1 pseudogene is annotated in these 860 nt (G+C 32.6%); it reads right to left on the bottom strand.

Features of this window, described 5'->3' with window-relative positions:
* Positions 1 to 566: 566 nt before the first annotated feature.
* Positions 567 to 751: pseudogene (locus tag PQ474_RS26215) on the bottom strand (tyrosine-type recombinase/integrase); the annotation flags it as partial.
* Between the last annotated feature and the right edge of the window lie 109 nt (positions 752 to 860).

An 860-nucleotide genomic window follows, 5' to 3' on the forward strand; every position in this document is an offset into this window, starting at 1 on the left:
ATATCGATCGACCTCCGTGTTATTTACTTAAACTATAACACTAAAGTATCGTACGACATCTATCCTAACAGAGGGGGGTTTTTCGTTTCCAAATTCCTCAACTGCCTGTTGCAAAGTAAACAGTTCTTGCATTTTTCATCTCTCCTAATTTTATTTTTGATACCAAATTAAGTTTAAATAGAATACTAAATCTTTTAAACTTAATCCTGTATCAAATTTACTCCATGACTTAAACAAGGAGTAATGAACAAGTTTCTAAAATTAGGATTAACAAAACAGTTGACTTATCTATAAATATATTATATCATAAAACATTTTATATTTCAATCTCATGTAATATGTAAAGGTAATTTACTAGACACATTAGTTTTGCGTTTCGCTTCGCTCACGCTATACCTAACAACATCGAATAACCACTTTTACATAGTAAGTAAATTAACTTTCTATTATTGTTGTGGAAGTAGGGCGAAGCCCCACCGAACGAAGTGAGGTATGAGCGAAGCGAACAGAGCAGGGCAGGGCAACGAAGTTGCATCTGCAAGTAATTGTTAATTAAAATTATAGCTCTACATTCTTGTTTGCAAACTAATTAATGGGGAAAATGTTTTATGCTTTTCATTACATCATCTCTAAATAAATTTACATACACCCTAACCATCTCCATTGAAGTATGTCCAAGTATCTGCTGAAGTTCAAATATTCCTGCACCGTTCTTAACACTCAATATGGCAAATGTATGTCTAAAGATATGGAAAGAGAAACCAGATTAGTTTTTTCTTCTTTTAAATGAGTGAATTTCATAATTTGAATCCTAAGTCTCGTAAAGCTTTCAAGACACAAAAAAAGGAGTACCTCCCCAA

This window comes from Halalkalibacter alkalisediminis (assembly GCF_028610705.1).
Lineage (GTDB): Bacteria > Bacillota > Bacilli > Bacillales > Bacillaceae_D > Halalkalibacter > Halalkalibacter alkalisediminis.